Below are 7808 nucleotides of genomic sequence, written 5' to 3'. Positions count from 1 at the left end.
CCCCCTCCCCCTCCCCCGTCCCCGGAGTTGGCGGCGTCCGGCCGTCCGCAGGCGACGGAGAAGCCAGAGGTGAAGGAGAAGGCGGAGAGAACCGAGACAACCGAGACAACGAAGACGACGAAGACAACGGCGGCGGCACGGTCTCCGCGGCGGCGGGTGCGACGATCTCGCGCCGAACCCGCACCACGACCGCCGCCCTGGGCTGTGCCGTTCTGGCGACGTTGGGGGTCCTGCTCGCCTGGGACCCGCCGCCGTGGACCACGTTCCCGCACGATTCCCTGGGCGGGCGTGACGGCGGCCGCCTGAGGATCGGCGTCGTCGTGGACGCACCCGGGCTGAGCGAGTCGAATCGCGGCACCGTCAGCGGCTTCGAAGCGGCCATGACGGGCCGGCTCGCCCGGAGCCTCGGATTCACCGACGATTTCGAACTGGTACCGGTGACGGTCGAGAAGCGGACGGTGGCTCTCCGGGACGGGCAGGTGGACATGCTCATCGCCCATGACGAGATCACCGAAGAGCGCAGGAAGCAGGCCACGTTCGTCGGGCCCTACCTGAGGAGCTACCACGGGGTGCTGGTCAAGAAGGGGGACAAAAGCATCGCCTCCTTCAAGGACCTGAGCGGCCGGACGATCTGCACGCGCGAGCATGCCAGCACACAGGAAGCCCTGATCAGGGTCAACAAGGCGAAGATCGTGACCCGCTCGGACACGGAGCATTGCGTCCAGGCGCTGCGCACCGGCCAGGCGGATGCCGTCATCGGCAACCAGGTGGCCCTGTACGGCTACACGCAGAAGTACGCCGACGTCGAGGTGCCGCCTGCCGTGACCGACGGGCAACCCGTCGGCAACTTCGGCATCGCGCTGCCGAAGGGAACCTCCGCCGACGTGTGCAAGCAAGTGTTCAAGGCCCTCCAGGACTACGTCCGCAACGAGTGGGAGGCCGACTTCCGCACCCACTTGAACAGCGTTGTTCTGGCGTTTCCCACGACGTGGAACGCCTTCATCCCACCCGAAGGCGACATGGATCGACAGTCCTCCTGCGTCGCCTGACCGCCCGTCCTGCCCCCTCCTGACCGGCCCCTGACCCGCCCCCCTCGCCACGCGGTCGACCATCGCTCGGCAACCTGTCCAGGCCAGGGCGCTGCGGAAGCGTCGCCTGCCGCGGGCCCGCCGGTGCGGATGAACAGCGGCAACGTCCGTCGTCCGCCGCGCCGGGACGGTCGACGGCCGACACGCCACCCCGAAACCGCGTGGCCTCTGTCAGTGCCGGGTGGAAGGATTGACGCGGTCGGCATTCCGACCGCAACGGGGGGATGAGCATGGACAGCGAGAGCACCACGTACGTGTGGCCACGACAGGCGACACCGTCGGACACCGAGCAGTTGGAAGGATGGTTGGCCGAGCGCGGCTGGGAGGTCGACCCGACGGTCTACATGGCCGGCGCGGGCGGCGCCGCCGTTCAGGTCCGGCGCGCCGGGGCCGTCTGGGCCGACGGCGAGCCGGGGCTGTTGATCCTGCCTGCGGAGACCGTGGTCTGGGACGGAGCACGCATACGCATCGCGCCCCCGACGGCCGTGCCAGCGACTGCCGTGCCCACGGTTGCCAGAACGACGGCTGCCGTCGCCGCGGCTGCCGTGCCCGAGCGGTGCCCGGCCTCGTAGACGCACGTTCGAACGAGCCCCGGCGCGACGGGCCGGCGCGCGCCTGGTCCGTACGGACTCGCGCCGGTACCGGCCGATACTGATGCCGCTGTCGGTGTCGCTGCCGCTGCCGCTGCCCGCACTCGATGTCGCTCTCGCTCTCGCTCTCGCTACTGATGCCTATGCCGATGCGATGTCCGTGTCGACGGTTGCCTTCCGGCGTCCCGTCCCGGCCCGTCAGACGGTGCTGCGGGCAGCGCGGCGGCTGAGGGCGCGGGCGCGCAGCAGGGTGCGCAGGGGGGCCGCGAGTCCGTAGCCGACGTCCTTGCGCAGGGCGCCCACTCCGGCCTTTTCCACTGCCGTGAGTTGGTGGGCCATCAGTTCCGTCATGGCCGTGACCACGGGGCGCAGTCCGGGCTCCGCCAGGTCGGCGATGCCGTCGGTGGCCGCGAGGGCGGTGCGGGCGCGCTCACACTCGGCGGCGAGGAGGCCCCGTACGGCCGGGGTGTCGCGGGCCTGTTCGAGGTCGGTCCGGGTCACTCCGTGTTCGGCGAGACGGGCGCGCGGCAGGCAGAGACGGCCGTCCGCGAGGTCCCCGGCGAGGTCGGCGAGGAAGTCGACGCGCTGGGCCGCGTCCACGAATCGGCGCCAGCCGGCGGCCTGTTGCTCATCGGGGCCGTCCTGGTACTGGAGGCCGGTGGAGACGAGGACGCCGGGCCAGGCGTAAGCGTCGAGGTAGTCCTGGAACTCCGCTTCGTCGGCGAACCCGTCGAAGGCCGCCTCGGCGGTGGCGGCGCCGTCGAGGAAGCGGGTGATCCAGTGCACCGGCAGGTTCCGGGTGTGGACGGCGTCGGCGTACGCGCGCAGCAGCGGATCCGGACCGTGCTCGCCGGCCAGAGCCGCCTCGACGCGTGCGGCCAGTGCGGCGAGGCCTGCGGCGCGCTGCTCGGGAGTACCGGTCTCGGCCGTGTCGTCGACCAGGTTCATGAAGGCGACGCCGACGGCGAGTCGGGGCACCAGGTGCGGGGCGGCCAGCAGGCGCAGGGTGACGTACGGAGCCGGGTCGCGGCGGAGCACCCGGCGGGCGGTGCGGGTGTAGTCCTCCCGGAGCCGGAGGTCTGATACCCCGGCCCTGGTCAGGGTGGTGCTCCAACTGGGCATGGTGACCTTGCTCCTCGGATCGCGTCGGACCTCGCGTGAGCCCGTGCGCACGGGCTCACCGGCTCAGCGTTCCACGGGCACGCGATGTCAGGAGCCTACGAGGGTGGAGGCCACCATCGCGCCGGGGGGGGTGGTCTTCTTCGCGCCGTCGTGGAATCCGGCGAGGCGACCACGACGGCGATCGCAGGCTCCCGATCCGTCGCCGGCAGGCGGCGCGGGGTTCCGGGTGGCGCGAGCCGCCTGGCGGCGCGGGGTTCCGGGCAACGCGATCCGTCCCGGCAGCACGGGCCATCCCGGCGGCGCGGGCCGTCCCGCCGGCATGCCCGTCCCGTGCTGCACGACGGCCGGAGCCACCGCACCTCGCCGGGCCGGGCATCGGCCGGCCTCCGCCGCAGGACGCGCGGCGTCCGGCCGGCCCGGAGAACGAGGCCGGCGACTACGCGCCGGTGGCACTCCGGCTCTCCACCGGGCCGAGGGAGTCGATGTCCTCCATGAAGCTCAGCATCCGGGCATTGACCAGGTCCGGGTGGTCGATCTGCGGACCGTGGCCGGTCGCGGCGACGATCTCGGCTCGGGCGCCGGGGATCAGGCGCGGTACGCGCTCCAGCTGGCGCTTGGGGTGCACGAGCAGGCTGCGCTTGCCCATGATCAGGTAGAACGGCGTGCGGATGGAGCCCAGTTCGGCGTCCGACAGCGGTAGCGGCGCGGGGCGGCGGATCCGGAAGGCGCGGACGCCCGCCTGGATCCACGTACGCAGCTCGGGAACGACAATCACCGGCTGCTCCAGCCAGGCTGCGAGGCGGGGGCGCCACGCCTTGGGGGCGTAGGTGGCGAAGAGGCTGGCGAAGATCCAGACGAAGAAGCGCAGGCCCACCTTCTCCAGGCCGCCGGGGTCCAGGGCGGTGACGGAGGCGAACCGCTCGGGCCTCAGGTGTACCTGGTTGATGACCAGCCAGCCGCCGTACGAGGAGCCGACCAGGTGGACCCTGTCGAGTCCCAGCGCGTCGAGGGCCTCGTCCATCCACTGCGCCGCGCGCTCGGGCTGCCACATGGTCTCGCGCTGTACGCTGCGGCCGGGGTCGCCGGGGGTGTCGAGGGCGTAGACGGGCCGGTCGGCGCTGAGCGCGACGGTGTTGGGGTACCACTGGGCGGAGCAGCCGCCCGAACCGTGGATCAGGACGACGGGCGTGCGGGATTCCGCTGCCGGATCCGTGGGCCCGTACCGGTAGACGTGGGTGGTGCCGAAGGTGGTCTCGACGTCCGTCTCGGAGCGGATGGGCGCGCCCTTCGCGTAGAGCACGTCACAGGTGGCGAAGTAGCGGTCGCGCAGTTCGTCGTTGACGTAGTGGCCTATGTGGCGTCGCACGCGGTTCGTGTTCTCGGGCACGGGGCACCTCCGGGAGATCCGTTCTTCGTGATACGACAGTACCATTATGTTGATACGTCGGTACCATGAAAATCTCCCGGCCGACGGGAACGGCCGGCCCGGACCCATGGGCCAACGGCCCACGGATCAACGGCCCCATCACCCCGACCACGGCCGGAGGCAACACCGATGCCAAGGCGCGTGGACCACGCGGAACACCGCACCCGGATCGCCGTAGCGCTCATCCGGGTCGCCGGACGCCGCGGACTGCACTCCGTCGGCATGCGCGACGTGGCAACCGAGGCCGGCGTATCCCTGCGCCTGGTGCAGTACTACTTCCGGACCAAGGAGAGGCTGCTCTTCCACGGGCTCCGGCACCTCACCGATCGCTTCACGGCCCGGGTCGATGCCCGACTCGCCGCCGCCGGACCGGCCCCGGGTCCGCGCGCGACGATCGAGGCGCCGCTGCTCGCCTCGTTCCCCGTCGACGAGGAGAGCCGCACGTTCCACCTCCTCTACAGCTCCTACTCGATCCTGTCCGTCACCGACGGCACGCTCGCCGCCCAGCCGTTCACGCAGGCCGGACGGCCAGGTCGGTGATGACCTGGCCGTCCGGGACTACGTGTCGGGTGCCACGCGGCGGGCTCAGCATTCGCCCCCGGCAGCCTCTGTGGCGGCGTGGCGGGAGCGGGATGAGCGCCGCGTCAGGTCAGAGCCTGGCCTGGGATCCGTTGAGTTCCACGAAGCCGAGCGTGCGCCCCAGCCCCACGAGGCTCGTCACCACACGGCCCAGCACGTTGATCGACGCGCCCGGGTTGTTCCGGATGTTGTACGCGAACTGCGAGATGGCGCCCCAGTTGTTCTCCAGATCGGCGTAGCCCCCACCCAGAGGGGTGCTCTCCCAGCGTGCAATGTTGTTTCCGTACACGGTCGAGGATCGGGCTGAACCGGCTGGCCTCCGAGAAGATCTGAACGGCCGTCAGCAGCCCGCTTCCGACGTTGTCGCTGTAGTCGGTGGGGCTGTGGAGTTGCTGCATGCCGTGGTACATCCGCTGGGGGTTCAGCACCAGCTCGGCCCTGTTGTTCCCACCGGGCAGGCCGGCGTAGTTGCCGGTCCTCGGCATGATGCGCGCGTTCGTGATGCCGAGCGTGTTCTGGAACTCCTGGACCCGGTCGTTGAACACGAAGTGGACGTTGCTGCCCGGGGCGTAGAAGCCGGCGACGTACAGATTGTCCGCCCACAGATGGACGGACGCGAGGTGCGCGTTGTCCGTGTCCAGCACCCGGACCTGAACCAGGCGACCGCGCTCCGTGGTGGTCTGCGCGAGGCCCTCGTAGTGGGTGGGGAGGCCGTAGGTGAGCCGATGGATGTCGGCGTTGAGGTTGTAGTGGCTGCCTGAGGCTAGGTCTGCCTCGCGTGCCCGAATTGCCTCTCCGGGCACGCCTGCTGATCCCGCCGCGCACACGTCACCCGTCCCCGACGCCGCCGACCGCCCCTGCCCCCGGCCCCCCTGCCCCCGCTCCCGGCGTTCCTCCAACGGCCGCGAGAGATCGCGTCCGTACCGGGTGCGTGCTCGCTGTCTCTACCCTGGTGACATGAACGTGTTCGAGGGCGGTGACGGCCGGTACCTGGAGATGACCAACGGTGGCACGGCGGTGTTCGTGGACGTGCTGATGCTCGCCATGTCCGCGCTGGCCCGCGAGCCGTGGGACTTCCGCTTCGCCGCCCTGCTGACCCTTCAGGACCAGAACGTGATGGGCCGTGGAGTGGTCGGCTTCGACCTGGCGGAACTCGACTGGGGAGACACGCCTCAGGAGCGGGCCGCGGCCAAGGACTTCCTGCTGCGCGTACTTGACCTGGCCCTCTCGCGCCACCGGTGGGAGGAACTGACGTACGAGCCGCCCCGGGCCGAGGGGTACCTGCGTACGTACCGGGCGATGGTGGAGGACTTCGACCCCGGCACCCCGACGGCCGGCGCGGGCGTCCTGCCCGGGCCCGACGAGGCCGCGATCGCCTCGTGCGCACGCCACCGGGTACTGGACGCATTGCCGTTCTGGGAGGCGTGCGTGTTCTGCACCGCCGGCGTCTGAGGCGCCACGCCCCGTCTCCCCAGTGGTGCGGTTGTGTTCAGGTGCCTGCGGCAGTCCGCGCCGCAGGTGCCGGCCGGACGATGGCGCAGCATCCGAGGCCGATGACCAACATGGCCACGGAGAAGGCCAGGGCGGCCTGGGTGGCGGTGGTGGAAGTGCTTCCGAGGTGAGCCTGGAGGAGGACGCCCGTCGCGGCGCTGCCGAGGACCCCGCCGAGTTGGCGGGTGGTGTTGAAGACACCGGAGGCCGCGCCGACCAGGGATGGTTCCAGGGTGCGGGTGGCGATGGCGGCGAGTGGCGCCGACACCAGTCCGATGCCGATGCCGGAAACGAGCAGGGAGGGCATCAGCGCCCATGGGCTGATGCCCGGGCGCAGCAGCCATGTCAGGGAGCCGAGGCCCGCGATCAGCAGGGCGAAGCCGGCGCCGGCGAGCAGGCGGGGACTGGTGGAGTCGGACCGCTTGCCGGCGAACCGTGCGCACAGGGAGGACAGGGCGAACATCGGCACGGTGATGGCGCCCGCCGCCGGCGGACCGTAGCCGAGATCGCTCTGCAGATAGACCATCAGTGGCAGGAACAGGCCGCCCATGGCGGCTCCCATGGTCCCGCCGGCGGTGACGGCCGCGGAGAAGTTCCGGTGGTGGAACAGCCGTAGGGGCAGGAGCGGCTCATCGGGGTTGTGGTGCTGCCACCACACGAAGGCCGCCAGGCACAGGGCGCCGAAGACGAGGATCGAGGGGATCGTGATCGGACCGGCGACGGTGCCCCAGTCGTAGGCCTCGCCGCTCTGCACGCCGAAGACCAACGCCGCCAGACCGAGGCCGCTGAGCACGATGCCCCACAGGTCCAACCGGTGGTCCTTGGCCGGCCTCCAGTCCGGGAGCAGGCGGTGGGCGGCAATCCACCCGGCCACCCCGACCGGCAGGTTGATCAGGAAGATGCCCCGCCAGCCGGTCCAGGCCACGAGCAGCCCGCCGATCACGGGTCCGGCGGCCATCGCCGCGCCACCGACCGCGGCCCAGACACCGAGCGCTCGGCCCCGGCGCTCGGCGGGGAAGAGGTGGACGATCAGCGACATGGTCTGGGGTGCGATCAGCGCGGCCGTCAGCCCTTGGACGGCCCGAGCCGCGATCAGTACCGGTGCGCTCGGAGCGAGCGCGCACGCCAGTGAAGCGAGGGTGAACCCCGTGACGCCGATCAGGAAGATCCGCTTGGGCCCGTACCGGTCGCCGAGTCGGCCCGCGAGGATCAGCGGGACGGCGTAGCACAGGGCGTAGGCGCTGTTGACCCATACGGCGTCGTTGAGCGACGCGTCCAGGGACGCGCGGATGTCGGGGACGGCCACGTTCACGACGGTGGCGTCCAAGCCGATCATGAAGAAGCTGACGCACAGGGCGTACAGCGCGGCCCGGGGGCTCGGGGACGCCGAGCCGGAAGACGAACGGTTACGAAGCAGGCGGTGCAATGGCGGTCGTGTCCTAGGCATGCCCGCCTCGGCCGCACGTGACGGCACGGGAAACCGAAGTGGGGAACGGAAGCCCTCCACGGGCG

The 7808-nt window shown here is 71.1% G+C and carries 7 protein-coding genes and 1 pseudogene; 4 read left to right on the top strand and 4 right to left on the bottom strand.

Annotated features, from left to right (window positions below; all coding sequences use genetic code 11):
- Positions 1–1049, top strand: a 1049-nt coding sequence (locus OTB19_RS29495; protein ID WP_267801603.1) for a transporter substrate-binding domain-containing protein, incomplete at its 5' end; no start/stop codon positions are given.
- Positions 1050–1318: 269 nt separating this feature from the next.
- Positions 1319–1660 (top strand): hypothetical protein, encoded by a 342-nt coding sequence (locus tag OTB19_RS29490; RefSeq protein WP_267801602.1) that lies wholly within the window; start codon positions 1319–1321, stop codon positions 1658–1660.
- Between the two features lie 216 nt (positions 1661–1876).
- Here the strand turns inward: OTB19_RS29490 and OTB19_RS29485 are convergent, their stop codons facing one another.
- Both OTB19_RS29485 and OTB19_RS29480 read right to left on the bottom strand, forming a co-directional pair.
- On the bottom strand, positions 1877–2800 hold the full coding sequence (locus OTB19_RS29485; RefSeq protein ID WP_267801601.1) for a squalene/phytoene synthase family protein: 924 nt from the start codon (positions 2798–2800) through the stop codon (positions 1877–1879).
- 436 nt (positions 2801–3236) lie between these two features.
- A complete protein-coding gene (locus OTB19_RS29480; protein WP_267801599.1) occupies positions 3237–4187 on the bottom strand; it encodes an alpha/beta fold hydrolase in 951 nt (316 codons plus the stop codon).
- Positions 4188–4355: 168 nt separating this feature from the next.
- On the opposite strand from OTB19_RS29480, the pseudogene OTB19_RS29475 reads away from it, so the two are divergent.
- A pseudogene (locus tag OTB19_RS29475) lies at positions 4356–4739 on the top strand (TetR/AcrR family transcriptional regulator); the annotation flags it as partial.
- 131 nt (positions 4740–4870) lie between these two features.
- On the opposite strand, the gene OTB19_RS29470 reads toward OTB19_RS29475, so the two are convergent.
- On the bottom strand, positions 4871–5608 hold the full coding sequence (locus OTB19_RS29470) for a ribosome-inactivating family protein (RefSeq protein ID WP_267801598.1): 738 nt from the start codon (positions 5606–5608) through the stop codon (positions 4871–4873).
- 154 nt (positions 5609–5762) lie between these two features.
- Between OTB19_RS29470 and OTB19_RS29465 the strand changes: the two genes are divergently transcribed.
- The gene (locus tag OTB19_RS29465; protein WP_267801596.1) at positions 5763–6257 is read left to right on the top strand and encodes a hypothetical protein; all 495 of its coding nucleotides are present in this window, start codon (positions 5763–5765) and stop codon (positions 6255–6257) included.
- A 37-nt stretch (positions 6258–6294) separates the two neighbouring features.
- Here OTB19_RS29465 and OTB19_RS29460 read toward each other — a convergent pair whose 3' ends face one another.
- The gene (locus OTB19_RS29460; protein WP_267801594.1) at positions 6295–7743 is read right to left on the bottom strand and encodes a DHA2 family efflux MFS transporter permease subunit; all 1449 of its coding nucleotides are present in this window, start codon (positions 7741–7743) and stop codon (positions 6295–6297) included.
- Between the last annotated feature and the right edge of the window lie 65 nt (positions 7744–7808).

The organism is Streptomyces sp. H27-H5, assembly GCF_026627505.1.
Lineage (GTDB): Bacteria > Actinomycetota > Actinomycetes > Streptomycetales > Streptomycetaceae > Streptomyces.
The sequence above is the reverse complement of the archived record's forward strand: the minus strand, read 5'-3'. Positions and strand labels throughout refer to the sequence as shown.

Bases quoted from the DNA above. Each gene is read 5' to 3' on its own strand.
- OTB19_RS29490 (WP_267801602.1), top strand. From the start codon at position 1,319: ATGGACAGCGAGAGCACCACGTACGTGTGGCCACGACAGGCGACACCG.
- OTB19_RS29485 (WP_267801601.1), bottom strand. From the start codon at position 2,800: ATGCCCAGTTGGAGCACCACCCTGACCAGGGCCGGGGTATCAGACCTC.
- OTB19_RS29465 (WP_267801596.1), top strand. From the start codon at position 5,763: ATGAACGTGTTCGAGGGCGGTGACGGCCGGTACCTGGAGATGACCAAC.
- OTB19_RS29460 (WP_267801594.1), bottom strand. From the start codon at position 7,743: ATGCCTAGGACACGACCGCCATTGCACCGCCTGCTTCGTAACCGTTCG.